Raw genomic sequence first — 18735 nt, 5'->3', positions numbered from 1 at the left:
TCTGCCCGTTTCGACGTGAAAATGCCCGTATTTACTGGCGTAACATGAAAAGTAAAGGGAACAGCTGCACGCTTCGAGGTCATCCGTGCCTCGTTCGGGGGGCTCGGCGAGCCAATCTCCACGTGAGTGTAAGCGTAGGCATGACTTGCAAAGATTGCCCGAGCTTTCTGAAAATTCAAATGAAAGTGCGGTGCGAGGTTGTAGGAAAGGGCGGTTTGCGGAAGGCGGGTTTAGTCGTGCGGGGTGTGTTCGAGCCTGGTAACAGGTCGATTTTGTGTGAGGTGACGCACCGACAGGGGGGGAGGAAGTCTGTTCTGGCACAGGCCTTTGCGGGTTCTATCACCCGCAAAGACCGTGTGTAACGCTGGGGTTAAAGTGCCATCGACAACAGCATGATGAAGATCAGGCCGACCACCGACAGGATGGTTTCCATCACTGTCCAGGTCTTGAACGTTTCGGCAACGGTCATGTTGAAATACTGTTTAACCAGCCAGAAACCGGCATCGTTGACGTGCGACAGGATCAACGAGCCGGCACCCGTGGCCAGCACCAGCAGCTCGCGATTGACGCCTGGAATCAGGCCAACCACTGGCGCCACAATCCCTGCACCGGTAATGGTCGCCACGGTAGCCGAACCAGTCGCAATGCGAATCACCGCCGCCACCAGCCAAGCCAGCATGATCGGGTTGATCTGTGCCTGTACGGCCATGTGCCCGATGACATCACCCACACCGCTGGCCACCAGCATCTGCTTGAAGCCGCCACCTGCGCCGACGATCAGGACGATGGCTGCAACCGGTGCAAGGCTCTGGTCCAGCAGTTTCATGATTTTGGTGCGGTCAAAGCCGCGTGCCGCACCAAAGGTGTAGAACGCCAGCAACAGCGCTGCCAGCAGGGCAGTGATCGGGTGACCGATCAGGTCCATCCAGATGCGGAACATGTTGTTTTCCGGCAACACCACGTCAGCAAAGGTCTTGAGCAGCATCAGGAACACAGGCAGCAGGATGGTGATCAGCGTGATGCCAAAGCCCGGCAGGTTTTCAGTGCTCGACTCCTTGGCGATCTGGTCCATCAACTCCTGCGACGGCGTACCGGGGATGCGCTTGGAGATCCAGTTGCCGTAGATGGGACCCGCGATGATGGCGGTTGGCAGCGCGACGATCAGGCCATAAAAAATGGTCTTGCCGATATCAGCACCAAAAATGCCGATGGCCAGCAGCGGGCCCGGGTGCGGTGGAACCAGGCCGTGTACGGCCGACAGGCCAGCCAGCAACGGGATGCCGATCTTGACGATGGACACGCCGGTACGACGGGCGACGATGAACACCAGCGGGATCAGCAGCACAAAACCGATCTCGAAGAACAGCGGGATGCCCACCAGAAACGCGGAGAACATCATTGCCCAATGCACTTTCTGTTTACCAAAGGTGCGGATCAGGGTCTGCGCAATCTGGTCCGCACCCCCCGAATCGGCCATCAGCTTGCCGAGCATGGTGCCCAGGCCAAGGATGATACCGACGAAACCCAGCACGCCGCCGAAGCCCTCCTGGAAGGACTTCATGACTTTTTCTACTGGCATTCCCGACGTCAGGCCAAGAAAGCCTGCCGCCAGTGTCAGCGCGACGAAAGGGTGAACCTTGAAGGTGGTGATCAGTAGCACAAGGCCGACGATGGTCACCAACGCATCGACGAGCAGGAACGTCTCATGGGTCATACCGAACATGGGTGTTTCTCCGGTTATTATTTTAAGGAGCTGCTAACAGCGCCGGCGTGTGTCGTGTGTGCGCAAGACAGCGCTGTCTTTTGCACTCACGCCTTTATCAGGCGTGAGAGCCTTTCCACCATGCCGCGGCTTGTTCACCAATTACATCGATAGGCTTGCTGGCATCGACCACCAGGGTCAGTGGCTCGCCGATCGGTGGTTCCAGGGTCGCGAACTGGCTATCGACCAGACTCGCAGGCATGAAATGCCCGGTCCGGTTGGCGCAACGCTCGGTGGCCAGCTCTTTGCTCAGTTCGAGAAAGACAAAACCCAGGCCCGGCACCGCCGCACGCAGGCGTTCACGATAAATGAGCTTGAGTGCCGAACAGGTCAGCACCGGATGTTCGCCCTTGGCAAGGGCTGCGGCCAGTTCTTCACCCAGACGGGTCAGCCAGCCGGCACGGTCTTCGTCGGTGAGGGGGGTGCCGGCGCTCATCTTGTCGATGTTGGCCTGGGGATGGAACGCATCGCCTTCGATCAGGCGACCGCCGCTGTTACGGGCGATTTCTGCACCGACGGCACTTTTGCCGCAGCTCGAAACCCCCATGACTACAAGGGCGGAAATAGCGGTATTCGCAGTTGTCACAGTAGGCACCTCGTCTGGAGACAGCGCTGTCTTTGTCCGGTGGACATCGGGTTCAGCTGCAGCCGTTCCAGTTCTTGTCGTTGTTTTGGGTTCATCGTCAACCATCGGAGGCTGTTCTCCGGGGGCAGCCTGGCAGGGCGCCCGCATGTGAAACCAGCGATAAAGCATTGTCACGTTCCATGAGACAGCGCTACCTTATGGGGCATTCGACATATTTGGCAACCCCTATGTTAGTTGGCAACGCATGACACGCATTGGTTCCCGCTCTACAGGTCGGCCCACCTTGAACGAGGTGGCGCGGCTGGCGGCCGTTTCGCCGATTACCGCTTCCCGTGCATTGCGCGGTGTTGCCACTGTTGCCCCGGAGCTGGTCGAGAAAGTCCGTGCCGCTGCGCAAAGCCTGGGCTATGTCGCCAACCCGGCGGCCAGAGCGTTGGCCTCTTCCTGCAGCCAGACAGTGGTCGTGCTGGTGCCATCGCTGTCCAACCAGTTGTTCATCGAAACCCTTGAAGCCATTCAGGACGTTCTGCGCCTGCGGGGGCTGGATGTGGTGATCGGCAACTATCACTACTCGCCGGAAGAAGAAGAGAAGCTGCTGCGCAACCATCTGGTCAATCGTCCGCGCGGCGTTCTGCTGACCGGCTTTGACCACACCGCTGCATCGCGCCAGATGCTCGAGACCAGCGGCGTGCCGTGCGTGCACATGATGGAACTCGATACCCGTCTCGGTGCTTACTGTGTCGGTTTCTCCCAGCAACAGGCCGGGGCCGAAGCCGCCCGCCATTTGCTGGGCCGTGGGCGAAAGCGCCTGGCCTATATGGCGGCGCAGCTCGACCCTCGCGTATTGCAGCGCGGGGCGGGGTTTCGTCAGGTGCTGGAAGAGGCCGGAGTGTTCGATCCCGCGCTGCAAGTCTCGACCCGTCAGTCATCCTCGATTGGCCTGGGCGGTGAGTTGTTCGCCCGCCTGCTCGACGAGCACCCGGACGTGGACGGAGTTTTCTTCTGCAACGACGACCTGGCTCAGGGTGCAGCGCTGGAAGCTTTGCGCCTGGGTGTGGCGATCCCCGAGCGGGTGTCGCTGGTGGGCTTCAACGATTTGCCTGGCTCGGCGCACATGGTTCCGCGCCTGACCTCGATTCGCACACCTCGCCAGGAAGTCGGCCAGCGCGCTGCGCAGCTGTTGCTGGGGCTGCTCGACGGGATCACCCAGCATCCGCAAGTAGACCTGGGCTTCGAGCTGGTAGTGCGGGAAAGCTCCTGAACGTTTCCCCAGGGCCTGGCTTTGCAACCGTATCCCGATGTGCTCTCTGACCAATGGTAGCCGTACTCAAGAGGCTTGCGACGGCTTGGCTGCATTGCCCGACGGCGCTGTCTGCGAGGCGTTTTCGATCCCCTCGTGAGAGCGTTTTTGAAGCCTCTGGACTGTTATTTCTGACAGTACCCATCCCCTCGTGTTGAGTATTCAATGACTGCATGCTTTTGGATCGAAGCGGCATAGGAGTCTTGGCCGCATCGTTGGGCGACGGGGATATATCTTCTTATCTATTCCCCGTTCTGGCGGTCTTGCAAGACTTATTGACTGGTGAGAGACATGCAAAAAAAAGCATCTCGGAACACAAGCGCGTTGACTCACATGACAGAACCGGTCAGCCCCGGAGCGCCTCTGGACATCGCTTGGCTGACCGGCATCATCCCTCTGGGTTTTGTGCCCGCAGAGATCGCAATCAGTCCCGATGAAACGACGCTATACGTGGCCCACGAGAGTGGTCGCGAGGTCAGCGTGGTCGACATCGCCACCATGAGCGTGGTGGGCAGCATCAAGAGAGCCGGGGCGGGTGCTATCACCCTGAGCCCCGATGGCAAACGGCTTTACACCATCGGCCAGAAACGTTGCTACGTGGTCGATACACGCTTGCGTGAGGTCATCAGGATATTGCCGGCGGCCAACGTCAACAGGATCCTGTGCAGCCCGGATGGCCGTTTCATCTGTCTGTCGTTTCAGAACGCGCGCGGCGGGCTGATCCGCCTGATCGAAACCGAAAACTACACGGTCGAGAATGAGTTCGATCTCGGCGCGTTGACCAACGCGTCGCTGGCCCTCGGGATCAGCCCGTTGAACGACAGGTTCTACGCCACCATGCTGGTAGACCGCACCGCACCTACCGATGTCATGGCGATCAACCGGATCGATTACCTGCAACATGACATCCCGGGGTTTTCCGATCCGCGCTCAATGGCGTTCAGTTCCGACGGCGCGTGGCTGTATGTGGGTGGAATCGACGAGGTCTATATCGTCAATGCGGCCACTCACAAAACGTTTTATCGGGAAAAGCTGGGCACTCAGGGGTACCCGGTAAAAGTCATCGGTGTCACGCCGGATGATCGCTATGTCTACGCGATCTATACCTGCAATTACGACGTCTACCGGATCGACACCGTGAAGGGCATTGCGACCTGCATCGCGTACTTCCCTTCCGTGGGGGGCGCCGTGCTCAACAAGACCGCGACCTACATCTACTCCACGCATCCGGACATGAGCTGGATTTCCATTTACCGGCTGTAAGCCGTTCTTTGATGGCTACCGGGCGAGAAGCTGTTGAAAGGAATTGTCGGCAGGTTGAACACGTTTTGATGTTTTCTGGAAAGGGGCAGTCGTTGTCGGGTGCTTGAGTTTTTTGTCTTGACGTCCTGTATTTAAACATTCACAAGGAGTGGTTTTCATGTTGTTGTTATCGGGTTTCAGGTATTTCAGAGCTGTCGGTGTTGCGTTATTGTTTTTGAGCGTGTCGCTTGCAACGGTCAGGGCAGATGTTCGGCCGGAGACATGGCAGGTGGTTGTCGATGCCGGCAGCAGCAAAACGCGCGGTATTCTTTATCGGTTATCTGCCGATGCAGTGACGCCGGTTGTGGAATACAACTCCAAACTGCCACTGGCCCGTTATGCGGGTGTGCCCGACGAATCAGGCAACCTGTTAATAGCGCCCTTGCTGGACACGCTGGAGAGGCTTGCCAATGACCAGAAATACGCACTGGAAAAGAAGACTGTTCTTGTGAATGTTCTGGGCACCGCTGGCATGCGCGAGTTGTCTGCGGGTCAGCAAGGGGTTATTTATGAAGCTGTGAAGAAGTCGATTCTGGCCAAGGGCTGGGCGTTGGGGCAGGTGGGCACGATAGACGGCAGGGATGAGGGGATATTTGCCTGGGTGCACCTCAACTTTTTAAAAGGGCTGGCAACGTCTGACAACACCTTAGGCATAATCGAAATGGGCGGTGCCTCAAGTCAAATCACTTTCGCGCTCAGGTCTCCACCGATGGATAAAGCAGACGTCAGTCAAAATGCTCGTACAGTAATGTGGGATGGAAAAACCTACTCGGTCATCAGCGAGAGCCTGCTCGGCCTGGGTGCCGATGCTGCCAGGACGGCCATGAATAAAGTAAGACCGCAGGACCAGCGTTGCTACCCGCAGGGCGCGCTTATAATGAAAGTGCCCACGACGGGTGCGTTTGATTTCACAGCGTGCGACCTTGTCTATGATGAGGCCATTGCCGCAAACTATCAGTCTGAAATCAAAAAGCTGGACGCTATTGTCGCATCAAGTAATTACACTCAAACTGATTTCGTTGGGTTGAGTTCGCTTTACTATACGCTCAATTTTTTCAATAACGATTTGCCTGAACGGGGAACGCTTAAGTCTGCCCTTGAACAGTCGTGTCAGCGTTACGCGGATATTGAAGAGCGTCTCAGGCAGGATGACTCGAAAGACAAATATCAGCCTGAGAATAAATGTGCAAATGGCGTATTTGTCTATGATCTTCTTTATGATTATTTGCAGTTGGGGGATGGACGACTCACCGCTTTGAAGAAGGTTGAGAACATGGACATTCGCTGGACTGATGGGTTTTTATTGCTGGGTAAGCAAGCCCCATGAAACGCCATCGAATGGCGCAGCGACAGTTAGCGGATAACGCAGAAGCAGTGCTGACCTCTACGAAGTGCTTGACTCAACGGCAGGCTGCTTTTGCAGCCTGCCGTTAACGCCAGTCGGGTTTCAATTATCTTCGCAATCGATCAGTGGGCATCCTTGAACGCAAGCCGGGACTCATGCAGCAGGGGCTCGGTGTAGCCCGAAGGCTGCTCCGTGCCTTTGAATACCAGCGCGCAGGCGGCCTTGAAGGCGGCGGAGTTCTTGAAGTCCCTGGTCATCGGCCGGTAGTGCGAATCCCCGGCATTCTGCTTGTCCACCACTTTGGCCATGCGCTCCAGCACATTTTGTATGTCTTCCTTGCCTGCGATGTCGTGCAGCAACCAGTTGGCCATGTGCTGGCTGGAGATGCGCAGGGTCGCCCGGTCTTCCATCAGCCCGACGTTATGGATATCCGGCACCTTGGAGCAGCCGATACCTTGCTCCACCCAGCGTACAACATAGCCCAGCAGGCCCTGGGTGTTATTTTCCAGTTCTTCGAGAATCTGTTCGCGTGTCCACTCGGGTTTGCCCACCACGGGAATGGTCAGCAGGTCGTCGAGCCACTGATCGCTGACATCGACCAGTGACTGTTGCTCGAGTTGCTCCTGAACCTGACGCACATCGACATGATGGTAATGCCACGCATGCAGTGTGGCGGCAGTCGGCGAAGGCACCCAAGCGGTGGTCGCGCCTGATTTCGGATGAGCGATTTTCTGCTCCAGCATGTCGGCCATGCGATCGGGCATCGCCCACATGCCCTTGCCTATCTGCGCCCTGCCGCGCAAGCCGCAGGCCAGGCCGACCTGCACATTGTTGCGCTCGTAGGCCTTGATCCACGGCGTGTTTTTCATCTCGCCCTTGCGCAGCACAGGGCCTGCCTGCATGGCGCTGTGAATTTCATCGCCGGTACGGTCGAGAAAACCGGTGTTGATGAACGCGACCCGAGCAGACGCCGCATTGATACAGGCCTTGAGGTTGACGCTGGTGCGTCGCTCTTCGTCCATGATGCCCATCTTCAAGGTGTTGCGTGGCAGGTGCAGCACGTCCTCGATGCGGCTGAACAACTGGTCGGCAAACGCCACTTCGGCCGCGCCGTGCATTTTCGGTTTGACGATGTAAATGCTCCCGGCGCGCGAGTTGCCATGCCGGGTCAGGTCGTGCAGGCCGATCAGGCTGGTGATCACGCCGTCGAGAATGCCCTCGGGAATCTCCTTGTCGTCCTGGTCGACAATCGCCGGGTTGCTCATCAGGTGGCCGACGTTGCGAATCAACAGCAGCGAGCGACCGCGCAGCGTCAGTTCACCACCGGCTGCGGCGTGGTAAACGCGGTCGGGGTTGAGGCTGCGGGTGATGGCTTTGCCGCCCTTGTCGAGGGTTTCGGTCAGGTCGCCTTTCATCAGGCCCAGCCAGTTGCGGTAGACCAGCACCTTGTCGTCAGCGTCAACGGCGGCGACCGAGTCTTCGCAGTCGACGATGGTCGACAGAGCCGATTCCAGCAGCAGGTCCTTGATGCCGGCGGCATCGGTCTTGCCGACCGGATGCTGCGGATCGAATTGGATTTCGATGTGCAGACCATGATTCTTGAGCAGAATCGCCTGTGGCTGGTCAGGCTCACCTGTGAAACCGACGTATTTTTCCGGGTGTTGCAGAAGCGTCTGACTGCCATCCGCCAGGGTGATGCGCAGCTCGCCATCTTCAATGCGATAGCGGTTTGCGTCGCTATGGCTGCCGTTAGCAAGGGGCGCACTGGTGTCGAGCAGCTCGCGGGCAAACGCGATGACCTTGGCGCCGCGCAGCGGATTGTACCCGGCGCGGATTTCAGCGCCGTTGCTGGTCGAGATCACGTCGGTGCCATACAGCGCGTCGTACAGCGAGCCCCAGCGCGCATTGGCAGCATTCAGCGCATAGCGTGCGTTGCTGGCGGGCACCACCAGTTGCGGGCCAGCCTGCTCGCTGATTTCCAGATCGACATTGGCGGTAGTGGCTGCAACGTGTTCCGGCACGGGCTGCAGGTAGCCAATCGAGTGCAGAAACGCACGGTAGGCGGGCATGTCGGTGATTGGTCCGGGATGCGCCTTGTGCCATTTGTCCAGTTGGCCCTGCAAACGCTCACGTTCGGCGAGCAGTTCGCGATTGACTGGCGCAAGGTCATGAACCAGCGCATCGAAGCCTTTCCAGAATGCCTCTGGCTCCAGCCCGGTGCCGGGCAGCACTTCTTCATCGACAAAACGTTGCAGCTTGACGGCTACCTTGAGGCGTTGGCATTTGACGAAATCGGTCATCGAGTGGGCTCCATGTAGAGGGCGTGCTATGGGGCGTCTGGCAGGCAGTTCTGAATCAGCAAACTCAGTCCGCATTCAGTGCAGCGACGCCAGCCTTGGCCACTTGCGCGTCCTGATCGGCCTTAACGCCGGAAACGCCGACTGCGCCGATCACCTGACCGTCGACGATGACCGGCACGCCGCCCTCCAGCGAGGTCAGCAACGGGGCGCTGAGAAATGCCGTGCGCCCGCCGTTGACCATCTCTTCATAGCCCTTGGACTCGCGTTTGCCGAGTGCCGAGGTGCGGGCCTTTTCAATCGAGATGTAACTGCTGATCGGCGAGGCGTCGTCCAGGCGCTCGAATGCCAGCAGGTGGCCGCCGTCATCCACGACAGCGATGGCCACTGCCCAGCCGTTGGCCTGAGCCTCGTCGCGCGCGGCACCGAGCATCAGGCTGACTTCGGTCTGGGTAAGGACGGCTTTGATTTTCATGGGGTTCTCCAGAGCAAGGGTTATTGACTATGAGTTCAGCGCGATTGAAGAGTGCCAAGGGCTTCGTCAATCAGTTCGATCCAGTGCCGGACCGGTGTCCGGTTGGCGCTTGCCAGATGGGTCTGGCAGCCGATGTTGGCGGTGACGATCACCGCAGGCTTGCCGCTTTCCAGCGCGTTCATGCGGTTGTCGCGTAGCTGGCCAGCCAGCACCGGTTGAGTGATTGAGTAAGTGCCCGCCGAGCCGCAGCACAAGTGGCCATCCGGCACGCTTGTCAGGTTGAAGCCCAGCCGCGCCAGGATACGTTCGACCTCGCCTCCGAGTTTCTGTGCGTGCTGCAAGGTACAGGGGCAGTGAAACGCCAGTCGTGTGTCGGCCTTGATGCCAAGGCTGTCCAGCGGTTCGTCGCGCAGGACTTCGACCAGGTCCTTGGCTCGGGCGCTGATGCGTGCGGCCTTGTCTGCATAGGCCGGGTCGTCACGCAACAGGTGGCCATAATCCTTGACGAAGGCGCCGCAGCCGCTGGCAGTATGAACAATGCTTTCAGCACCGCTCTGGATGGCCGGCCACCAGGCATCGATATTACGCCGCGCCCGATCCAGCCCCGCCGCCTGTGCATTCAAGTGGTAATCCACCGCGCCGCAGCATCCGGCCTTGCTGACCGGGGTGACGCTGATGCCGAGGCGATCCAGCACCCTTGCAGTCGCCGCGTTGGTATTGGGCGACAGGCCGGGCTGTACGCAGCCTTCCAGCAGCAGCACGCTTCGGGCATGGCGGGGTGCCGGACGCAGCCCGGCAAACGGGGTGGTCGCCGGCAGTTTGCTTTTCAGTGCCCCGGGCAACAGCGGCCTTGAAGGTCGTGCCCAGCCCGGTCAGGCGTTTGAACAGTCCGGCGTTGGGCACGACCAGCCGCAAGCCTTCGCGCAGCAAGCGCTGGCCGAGTGGCCGTTGCACAACGGCATCGACTGCGGCACGCCCGATGTCCAGCAGGTTGTGATAATCGACGCCCGACGGGCAGGTGGTCTCACAATTGCGACAGCTCAGGCAGCGGTCCAGGTGCAACTGGGTTTTTTCCGTGACTTGCTGGCCTTCCAGTACTTGCTTGATCAGGTAGATCCGCCCACGCGGCCCGTCCAGCTCATCGCCGAGCAGTTGATAGGTGGGGCAGGTGGCGTTGCAAAAACCGCAGTGCACGCAACTGCGCAGGATGCGTTCGGCTTCTTCGGCGCGGGGCTGCGTTCGGGCGTGTTCGCTCAAGGTGGTCTGCATGCTTCAAAGCTCCCTGTACAGTCGGCCGGGGTTGAAAATGCCCTGCGGGTCGAGCCGGGTCTTGAGGGCCTGGTGATAGCGCAGCAGCGGCGTGGTCAAGGGGTGAAAAGGGCTATCGTCGCGGCCCTGGCTGTAACAGGTTGCATGCCCGCCGACCGAGGCTGTCATGGCCCGGATGGCGTCGCCGCTGGCATCGGATTTCAGCCAGCGCTGTGCGCCGGCCCAGTCGATCAGTTGTTCGCCCGGCAGGTCGAGCACGCCCGTGTCGGCAGGCACACAAACCCGCCACAGCGGGCCAGGGTCGAAAAAGAACGGCAGACGCTGTTCGTTCAACTGCTGCCAGTACGTCGCGTCGATCAGTTCGCCGCCGAGTCGCTCGTGCGCGGCTGCCACCGAGCCTTCGCCGCCTTCAAGACGTAGCCGCAGCACGCGACCGTCATGGCTGGCCGCGCTGATCGGCATCGGTTGCTGACCCCATTCGGCAAGGCAGGCCAGCGCGCGGGCGCTGTCCATTTCCAGCGCGATGCTGCTGCACAGACGCGGTTTGGGCAGCACTTTGAGTGACACCTCGGTCAACACGCCAAGGCAGCCGAAACTGCCGGTCAGCAGACGCGAGACGTCATAGCCGGCAACGTTTTTCATGACTTCGCCGCCGAAACGCAGGTGCTTGCCGAGGCCTGTGATCAGTCGTGTGCCGAGCACAAAATCACGCACCGATCCGCTCCACGGGCGGCGCGGCCCCGACAGGCCGGCAGCGACCACGCCGCCGAGTGTCGCCGCGCCAATGTCGGGCGGCTCGCACGGCAGCATCTGCCCTGCGGCGTCCAGCGCCTGCAACACCTCGCTCAGCGGTGTACCGGCGCGGGCAGTGATCACCAGTTCTGTCGGGTCATAGCTGACAATGCCGCGATGCGCGCGGGTGTCGAGCGGTTCGCCTGTTACCTCACGACCGAGAAATGCCTTGCTGTTGCCGCCCCGGATGCGCAGCGGCGTATTGTCCTGCAACGCCTGATTGACCTGTTCAAGCAGCGTATGGCTGGCGTCCCTGTCCGTTGTGTTCATCAAAAGCGCTCCAGTTCAGGGAAGGGCAACTGGCCTGCGTGGATGTGCATCGCGCCGAACTCCGCGCAGCGCTGCAGGGTCGGGATGTTCTTGCCGGGGTTGAGCATGCCGCTGGCGTCGAATGCCGCCTTGATGGCATGAAAAAAGGTCAGTTCGTCGCTGTTGAATTGCGCGCACATCTGATTGATTTTCTCGCGGCCAACGCCGTGTTCGCCGGTGATGCTGCCGCCCACTTCGACACACAGTTCCAGAATCTTGCCGCCCAGCGCCTCGGCGCGCTGCAGTTCTCCGGGTTGATTGGCGTCGAACAGGATCAACGGGTGCATGTTGCCATCGCCGGCATGAAACACATTGGCGACTCGCAGGCCGTATTGCCCGGAGAGTTCGCTGATGCCGCGCAGCACCCCCGGCAATGCACGGCGCGGAATGGTCCCGTCCATGCAGTAGTAATCCGGCGACAGGCGGCCAACGGCGGGGAAAGCGTTCTTGCGCCCGGCCCAGAAACGCACCCGTTCGGCCTCGTCTATCGCCTGGCGTACTTCGGTCGCGCCCGCCTGTGTGAGCACCTCGCGAACCCGCTCGCAATCGGCATGGACATCGGCTTCGACGCCGTCAAGCTCGCACAGCAGGATCGCTTCGGCATCGACCGGGTAGCCCGCGTGGATGAAGTCTTCGGCGGCGCGAATCGCCAGGTTGTCCATCATTTCCAGCCCGCCGGGAATAATGCCCGCCGCGATGATATCGGCCACCGCTCGCCCGGCTTTTTCCACCGAATCAAAGGCGGCGAGCAGCACTTTGGCCACCTGCGGTCGGGGCAGCAGCTTGACCGTGACTTCGGTGATGATCCCGAGCATGCCTTCGGAGCCGGTGAACAAGGCCAGCAGGTCGAAGCCCGGTGAATCCAGCGTATCGCTGCCCAGCGTCATGGCCTCGCCTTCGACGGTGAGGATCTCGACTTTGAGCAGGTTGTGCACGGTCAGGCCGTATTTGAGGCAGTGCACGCCGCCCGCGTTTTCCGCCACGTTGCCACCGATAGAGCAGGCAATTTGCGAGGACGGGTCGGGGGCATAATAAAGCCCGTGAGGCGCAGCTGCCTGGGAAATGGCCAGGTTGCGCACGCCGGGCTGGACCCGTGCCACGCGTGCGGCTGGATCAATAGCGAGGATCTGGTTGAAGCGCGCCATCACCAGCAGAACGCCTTTTTCCAGCGGCAGCGCGCCACCCGACAAGCCGGTGCCCGCACCGCGTGCAACCACTGGCACGCGATGCGCGTGGCACAGCCGCAGCAGCGTCTGCACCTCTTCAAGGTGGCGCGGCAACACCACCAGCATCGGCGTGGTGCGGTAAGCCGACAACCCGTCGCACTCGTAAGGCCGCAGCTCTTCGGTGCGGTGCAATACGTCCAGGTCGGGCAATTGGCGTCGCAGCTCATCGAGCAATTGCTGCTTGTCGACAGCGGGCAGCACGCCGTCAATGCGTTCGTTGTAGAGAATATTCATCAGGCCACCCAGCATTGTTTTTATCGGGTTAACGCATCGTAGCTCATTCGGTGCGAGGCTTGAGTTGACAGGTGAGGGCGGATCGCGCAATTTACGCATTGCGTAATGTGGTTACAAAAATAACAACAAGCAACGTTCCGTGCGTTGAGCAGGCGACTTCCGTGGATCTATTCACCTATTACCGTTCGACATCCAGTTACCGCGTGCGCATCGCGCTGGCCCTCAAAGGGCTGGATTACACCGCGATCCCGGTCAACCTGTTGCTCGATGGGGGTGAGCAGCGCACACCCGGCTACAAGGCCGTCAACCCGCAGGGCAGGGTGCCTGCGTTGAGGCTCGACGATGGCGAGGTCATCACGCAGTCACTGGCGATCATTGAATACCTGGAAGAGCGCTATCCACAGCCCGCACTGTTGGCACAGGATTTTGTGCAGCGCGCTCGCCAGCGGGCAGTGGCGGCGTTGATCGGCTGTGACATCCATCCGTTGCACAACGTTTCGGTGCTCAATCGGTTGCGCGGTCTGGGCCATGATGAGCCGGCTATTCTCGCCTGGACCTGTCACTGGATCGGCGAAGGCCTGCAAGCCGTCGAGCAGTTGATCGAGGAGGACTGCTTCTGCTTTGGCGCCAGCCCTGGCCTGGCAGATATTTACCTGTTACCCCAGCTGCATGCAGCCCATCGCTATAACATTGAACTGAGTGCGTACCCGCGTATTCAGCGAGTCGAACGCCTGGCCCTGCAACATCCGGCCTTTCAACGGGCACATCCTGATGCACAACCGGACAAGCCGGAGTAGGCTGCCCTCATGAAGCATTTTGGTCTGCAACTCATCTTTGGTGACTTCCTCGCGCGCAGCGTGCGCGGGATCCCGTGTGCGCCGCCCGCAGGACAGTGATTGCGTCGATTGCTCACTCTCACTTTCCTGCAAGGAGCCAGTCATGGCTGATCTCTACGAAGCTGACAAGTATGAAAATCCGATGGGCCTGATGGGCTTTGAATTCATCGAATTCGCCTCGCCGACCCCCAACAGCCTTGAGCCCGTGTTCCAGATGATGGGCTTCACCAAGGTCGCGACCCACCGCTCCAAGGACGTGACCCTGTATCGCCAGGGGGCGATCAACCTGATCCTCAATAACGAACCGCATAGCCTGGCGTCCTACTTTGCGGCCGAACACGGGCCTTCGGTATGTGGCATGGCGTTCCGCGTCAAGGACGCACAGCACGCCTATAACCGGGCACTGGAACTGGGCGCGCAGCCGCTGGAGATCGCCACTGGCCCTATGGAATTGCGCTTGCCTGCCATCAAGGGTATCGGCGGTGCGCCGTTGTACCTCATCGACCGGTTTGGCGAAGGCACGTCGATCTACGACATCGATTTCAACTTTATCGAAGGCGTTGACCGTCATCCGGTCGGCGCGGGCCTGAAATTCATCGATCATCTGACCCATAACGTATATCGCGGGCGCATGGCTTACTGGGCGAATTTCTATGAAAAGCTGTTCAACTTCCGCGAACTGCGCTACTTCGACATCAAGGGCGAATACACCGGCCTGACGTCCAAGGCCATGAGCGCGCCGGACGGCATGATCCGCATCCCGCTGAACGAGGAGTCGTCCAAGGGCGCAGGGCAGATCGAAGAGTTCCTCATGCAGTTCAACGGTGAAGGCATCCAGCACGTGGCGTTCTTCACCGATGACCTGATCAAGACCTGGGATGCGCTGAAAGCCACCGGCATGCGCTTCATGACCGCACCGCCGGACACCTACTACGAAATGCTTCAGGGCCGGTTGCCTGATCACGGCGAGCCGGAAGCCGAACTCAAGTCGCGCGGCATTCTGCTGGACGGCTCATCCGAAGGCGGCGAGCGTCGGTTGCTGCTGCAGATATTCTCCGCCACCCTGATGGGGCCAGTGTTTTTCGAGTTCATCCAGCGCAAAGGCGACGATGGCTTTGGCGAAGGCAACTTCAAGGCGCTGTTCGAATCCATCGAGCGCGACCAGATCCAGCGCGGGGTGCTGACGCCGGATTGACTGGCTTACTTGCGCCGATGAGTCCAGAAAGTTGAGTTCCTGCAGGCGCGGACCGGGCGACGCTTCGCTTGTCCGCGAACTGCCGGGAGCCGGCAGCAAACCCGGCTGCCTCGGTATGCCACACACAGCCGAGGTCACCGGTTCCAGGGCCGCTTTGCAGCCCATCGCAGCCGTCGTAACCTCCTGAAGCTCCCACGCCCTCCGGGCAGAAGCCCTGTTCTCCACGCCCAACGAGACTCAGGTATGACAATGATCGCCAGAACCAAGGGGCGAGAACGGTCGTGACTCAGCTGCGCAACTGGCTGCCCCCCATACGCTCACTGATCGCGGTCGCTGTTTCTAAAAGACGTCGAGCCGCCTGACCCTGCGCTTTATCGTTCAACACCGACCCCGGCCCGACCACGGTGATCACGCCCACCAGCTTGTTGCCCATGGCAAACAGCGGCGAGGACGCTGCGTTGATGCCCGGCATCAACATCCCTTGAATCTGATGCACGCCAGTGGCGCGGATCTGCTTTATGTGGCGCTCGACCTCGTGCAACTGATCAGCACTCAGACGAGGCGTTTCCTGCTCGCGCAGCAGCGCCGTTTCACCCTGAGCCAGAAAGCTGTCGAACACCAGGCCGGTAGACGAGCTGAGCAACGGCAGAACCGAGCCGATTTGTGTCACCAGCGTCACCGCGCCCATCGACGGTTCGACATACACCACCGTCGGGCCTTTGTTGCCCCACACGGCCAAAAAGCAGGTCTGATCGAGTTCGTCACGCAGGCTGGCCAGCCACGGCGCTGACACTTTCAGCACGTCCAGCTTGCCCAGCGACGCCAACCCGACCTGCAGCGCCTCGCGCCCCAGCCCGTAATGGTTGTTGACGGCGTCCTGCTCGGCAAAGCCGCTGGCGATCAACGCCTGCAGGTAGCGATGGACTTTGCTGGGCGGCATGCCCAAATGTTCGGCCAGTTTTGACAGGGACGTGGAGGGCGACAGTTCAGCGAGCGCCTTGAGCACGCCCAGGCCGACTTCGGCGGCCTGAACCTTCTGCTGGCGTCCGCCTGCCGGGCTTTCGGTTTCTTGAGTCATGGTCATGCGCCCGTCTGGAGAGGCAGCTTTACAGCTTGACCGGCTTTCAAACTCAAATTACGTTATGCGTAATTGTTTTACGATATTTCATCTGTTGCTGTGTGACCCAATAACAACAAGAGGTCCAGATGGCTATTCATTCCAGCTTCGAAGCGTTGGCCTATCAATCGGGCTTCGCCAACCAGTTCAGCAGCGAGGCGCTGCCTGGCGCCTTGCCCATGGGCCAGAACTCGCCGCAGAAACACCCCCTGGGCCTGTATGCCGAGCAGTTCTCAGGGACCGCTTTCACCGTCGCCCGCAACGAGGCCCGACGGACCTGGTTGTACCGCATCAAACCGTCGGCGGCACATCCGCGCTATCAACGCATGGACCGGCAAATCACTGGCCGTGAACAAGGCCCGATCAACCCCAATCGACTGCGCTGGAACGCGTTCGATATCCCGGCCGAGCCCGTCGATTTCATTGACGGGCTGATTGCGCTGGCCAGCACTTCAGCGGCAGATCAGGCCGAGGGCGTCAGCGTTTATGTGTACGCAGCCAATACGTCGATGCAGCGCGCGTTTTTCAGCGCTGACGGGGAATGGTTGATCGTGCCGCAACAGGGGCGACTCAGAATCATCACCGAGATGGGTGTGCTGGACATCGGCCCGCTGGAAATCGCCGTGCTGCCACGCGGCCTGAAATTCAGCGTGCAACTGCTCGACGGCAGCGCTCGGGGTTACCTCTGCGAGAACCACGGTGGTGTCTTGCGCCTGCCGGAACTGGGGCCGATCGGTAGCAATGGTCTGGCCAACCCGCGTGATTTTCTGACGCCCGTGGCCTGGTTTGAAGAGCGTGACGAGCCTGTGCAACTGGTGCAGAAATTTCTCGGCGAACTGTGGACGACGCAACTGCAACACTCGCCATTCGATGTGGTGGGCTGGCATGGCAATAACGTGCCGTACACGTACGATCTGCGGCGTTTTAATACGATTGGCACGGTCAGCTACGATCATCCCGACCCGTCGATTTTCACCGTACTGACCTCGCCAGGCGCCGTCCACGGTCAGGCCAACATCGATTTCGTGATCTTCCCGCCACGCTGGATGGTCGCTGAAAACACCTTCAGGCCGCCGTGGTTCCATCGCAACCTGATGAACGAATTCATGGGTCTGATCGACGGCGCCTACGACGCCAAGGCTGAGGGTTTCATGCCGGGTGGCTCGTCGCTGCACAACTGCATGAGCGCCCACGGCCCGGACAATATCACCGCGGAAAAAGCCATTGCTGCGGACCTGAAACCGCACAAGATCGAAAACACCATGGCGTTCATGTTCGAGACCGGCAAAGTGCTGCGCCCCAGCCTGCATGCGCTGGCCTGCCCGCAGTTGCAGGCCGATTACGACGCCTGCTGGAACGGCATGGCCAGAACTTTCAACAAGGAATCATCCTGATGAGCGCCTCTTCACATCGCCGCAGCTGGGTCGCGTCGGCCAATAGTCACGCCGATTTTCCGCTGCAGAACCTGCCACTGGGTGTGTTCAGCCACGGTGGCACCGGCCCGCGCGGCGGCGTGGCCATCGGCGAGCTGATTGTTGATTTGCGTGCAGCGTTGGCCGCCGGGTTCTTTCAGGGCCCGGCGGTGCAGGCGGCCGAGGTCGCCAGCCGCGATCAGCTCAATGATTTCTTCGCGTTGGGCGCGGCTGCCCGGCAAGCATTGCGCAGCGCCTTGTTACAACTGCTGGATGAAAGCAGCCCGCAACGCGACCGTTTGCAAGCCACGACCGGCGTGCTGCTGCTCATGAGCGAGTGCACGATGCACATGCCGGCGCGGGTCGGTGATTACACCGATTTTTATGTGGGCATTCACCATGCGCTGAACGTCGGCAAACTGTTCCGTCCGGACAACCCCTTGCTGCCCAACTACAAGTACGTGCCCATCGGCTATCACGGCCGGGCTTCGACCCTGTGTCCCTCCGGCACGTCCATCAGACGGCCCAGCGGCCAGACCCTGGCACCCGGTCAGGAAACCCCGGCCCTGGGCCCTTGCAAACGACTGGATTACGAGCTGGAACTGGGCGTATGGATAGGGCCAGGCAACGCGCAGGGTGACGCTATCGGCATCGGCCGCGCGGCGGAGCACATTGCCGGCTTCTGCCTGCTCAACGACTGGTCGGCGCGTGACATTCAGGCCTGGGAATACCAGCCGCTGGGTCCGTTTCTGTCCAAGAGCTTTGCCACCACGATTTCGCCCTGGGTGGTCACCGCCGAAGCCCTCGAACCGTTTCGCAGCCCTCAGCCGTCGCGACCGGAAGGTGATCCGCAGCCGCTGCCGTACCTGTCTGACCAGAACGATCAACTGCGCGGGGCGCTGGACATCGAGCTGGAGGTTTTGCTGCTCACCGAACAGATGAAAACCCAAGGGCTGGCGCCTCATCGACTGGGCTTGAGCAACTCGTTGAACATGTACTGGACCGTCGCGCAGATGGTTGCGCATCACAGCGTCAACGGCTGCAAGCTGCAAGCGGGCGATCTGCTCGGCACCGGCACGTTGTCCGGCCCTCAGGCGGGCCAGTTTGGCAGCCTGCTGGAAATGACCGAGGGCGGCAAACAGTCAGTGACGTTACCCGGTGGTGAAACACGAACGTTTCTGGAGAACGGTGACGAGGTGATTCTGCGTGCCCGGTGTCATCGCGAAGGGCAAGTATCGATTGGCTTTGGCGAGTGCCGGGGGAGGGTGACGGGCTGAG

The 18735-nt window shown here is 60.2% G+C and carries 14 protein-coding genes and 1 pseudogene; 7 read left to right on the top strand and 8 right to left on the bottom strand.

Features of this window, described 5'->3' with window-relative positions:
* Nucleotides 1-370 precede the first annotated feature (370 nt).
* On the bottom strand, nt 371-1723 hold the full coding sequence (locus PSPTO_RS18425; protein ID WP_005765159.1) for a GntP family permease: 1353 nt from the start codon (nt 1721-1723) through the stop codon (nt 371-373).
* A gap of 97 nt (nt 1724-1820) precedes the next feature.
* Nucleotides 1821-2309 carry a gluconokinase gene (locus PSPTO_RS18420; RefSeq protein WP_007245315.1) on the bottom strand — a complete coding sequence of 163 codons (489 nt, stop codon included), beginning with the start codon at nt 2307-2309 and terminating at the stop codon, nt 1821-1823.
* Between the two features lie 283 nt (nt 2310-2592).
* On the opposite strand from PSPTO_RS18420, the gene PSPTO_RS18415 reads away from it, so the two are divergent.
* The 3 genes from PSPTO_RS18415 to PSPTO_RS18405 all read left to right on the top strand — a co-directional run bounded on the left by PSPTO_RS18415 (nt 2593) and on the right by PSPTO_RS18405 (nt 6277).
* The gene (locus PSPTO_RS18415; protein ID WP_005765154.1) at nt 2593-3609 is read left to right on the top strand and encodes a LacI family DNA-binding transcriptional regulator; all 1017 of its coding nucleotides are present in this window, start codon (nt 2593-2595) and stop codon (nt 3607-3609) included.
* Nucleotides 3610-3981: 372 nt separating this feature from the next.
* A complete protein-coding gene (locus PSPTO_RS18410; protein ID WP_005765153.1) occupies nt 3982-4911 on the top strand; it encodes a PD40 domain-containing protein in 930 nt (309 codons plus the stop codon).
* A 157-nt stretch (nt 4912-5068) separates the two neighbouring features.
* Complete coding sequence (locus PSPTO_RS18405; RefSeq protein WP_011104609.1) at nt 5069-6277, top strand: hypothetical protein; 1209 nt, start codon at nt 5069-5071, stop codon at nt 6275-6277.
* A 140-nt stretch (nt 6278-6417) separates the two neighbouring features.
* On the opposite strand, the gene PSPTO_RS18400 is transcribed toward PSPTO_RS18405, so the two are convergent.
* From PSPTO_RS18400 to glcD, 5 genes and pseudogenes are all read right to left on the bottom strand, one after another.
* Nucleotides 6418-8595 (bottom strand): malate synthase G, encoded by a 2178-nt coding sequence (locus PSPTO_RS18400; RefSeq protein ID WP_005765147.1) that lies wholly within the window; start codon nt 8593-8595, stop codon nt 6418-6420.
* Nucleotides 8596-8659: 64 nt separating this feature from the next.
* The gene (locus PSPTO_RS18395; protein WP_005765145.1) at nt 8660-9067 is read right to left on the bottom strand and encodes a heme-binding protein; all 408 of its coding nucleotides are present in this window, start codon (nt 9065-9067) and stop codon (nt 8660-8662) included.
* Nucleotides 9068-9102: 35 nt separating this feature from the next.
* A pseudogene (gene glcF, locus PSPTO_RS18390) lies at nt 9103-10336 on the bottom strand (glycolate oxidase subunit GlcF).
* A 3-nt stretch (nt 10337-10339) separates the two neighbouring features.
* Nucleotides 10340-11398: a glycolate oxidase subunit GlcE gene (gene glcE, locus PSPTO_RS18385; protein ID WP_011104608.1), complete on the bottom strand. Its 1059-nt coding sequence runs from the start codon at nt 11396-11398 to the stop codon at nt 10340-10342.
* Complete coding sequence (gene glcD / locus PSPTO_RS18380) at nt 11398-12897, bottom strand: glycolate oxidase subunit GlcD (protein ID WP_005765139.1); 1500 nt, start codon at nt 12895-12897, stop codon at nt 11398-11400. The genes glcE and glcD overlap by 1 nt, the downstream gene beginning before the upstream one ends.
* Before the next feature lie 161 nt (nt 12898-13058).
* On the opposite strand from glcD, the gene maiA reads away from it, so the two are divergent.
* Both maiA and hppD read left to right on the top strand, forming a co-directional pair.
* The gene (maiA, locus tag PSPTO_RS18375; RefSeq protein ID WP_005765137.1) at nt 13059-13694 is read left to right on the top strand and encodes a maleylacetoacetate isomerase; all 636 of its coding nucleotides are present in this window, start codon (nt 13059-13061) and stop codon (nt 13692-13694) included.
* Nucleotides 13695-13836: 142 nt separating this feature from the next.
* On the top strand, nt 13837-14928 hold the full coding sequence (gene hppD / locus PSPTO_RS18370) for a 4-hydroxyphenylpyruvate dioxygenase (RefSeq protein WP_005765135.1): 1092 nt from the start codon (nt 13837-13839) through the stop codon (nt 14926-14928).
* 286 nt (nt 14929-15214) lie between these two features.
* Here the strand turns inward: hppD and PSPTO_RS18365 are convergent, their stop codons facing one another.
* Complete coding sequence (locus tag PSPTO_RS18365; protein WP_005765133.1) at nt 15215-16012, bottom strand: IclR family transcriptional regulator; 798 nt, start codon at nt 16010-16012, stop codon at nt 15215-15217.
* 122 nt (nt 16013-16134) lie between these two features.
* Between PSPTO_RS18365 and hmgA the strand changes: the two genes are divergently transcribed.
* Together hmgA and fahA are read left to right on the top strand one after the other, a co-directional pair.
* A complete protein-coding gene (gene hmgA, locus PSPTO_RS18360; protein WP_011104606.1) occupies nt 16135-17439 on the top strand; it encodes a homogentisate 1,2-dioxygenase in 1305 nt (434 codons plus the stop codon).
* Nucleotides 17439-18734 (top strand): fumarylacetoacetase, encoded by a 1296-nt coding sequence (gene fahA, locus PSPTO_RS18355; protein WP_005765129.1) that lies wholly within the window; start codon nt 17439-17441, stop codon nt 18732-18734. Before hmgA ends, fahA begins: the two co-directional genes overlap by 1 nt.
* The last annotated feature ends 1 nt before the right edge of the window (nt 18735 follow it).

It is taken from the genome of Pseudomonas syringae pv. tomato str. DC3000 (genome assembly GCF_000007805.1).
GTDB classification, from domain to species: domain Bacteria; phylum Pseudomonadota; class Gammaproteobacteria; order Pseudomonadales; family Pseudomonadaceae; genus Aquipseudomonas; species Aquipseudomonas avellanae.
Note: the sequence above shows the minus strand (reverse complement) of the source record. Positions and strands in the feature narration are given on the sequence as shown.